Annotated in this window: 1 rRNA gene; it reads left to right on the forward strand. The window is 44.1% G+C overall.

What is annotated here, in order from left to right:
• Nucleotides 1-185 precede the first annotated feature (185 nt).
• Nucleotides 186-288, forward strand: a 23S ribosomal RNA gene (locus FCL47_RS24200); the annotation flags it as partial.

Consider the following 288-nt stretch of genomic DNA (forward strand, 5'->3'; position numbering starts at 1 on the left):
GATTGGCCACCGTATCGCAAGGGAATATACAAGCCACCCCCAGGGTTGAGAGGGTTACAGTAGTTGAGTTCTCTTTTTGTAAGCGAAGAGAGAATTTATTAGAACTTAACCCCGTAAGGGGATAAGAACCAAGACGAAATTCTTAACAGAATTTCTGTGGTTCTAATAGTTTAATCAGGTTTTATGGATAAGCTATTAAGGGCTAACGGTGGATGCCTTGGCATCGGAAGGCGATGAAGGACGTGGTAAGCTGCGATAAGCTTCGGGGAGTCGTTAACAGGCTTTGAT

The organism is Desulfopila sp. IMCC35006, from assembly GCF_005116645.1.
Taxonomy (GTDB): Bacteria; Desulfobacterota; Desulfobulbia; order Desulfobulbales; family Desulfocapsaceae; genus Desulforhopalus_A.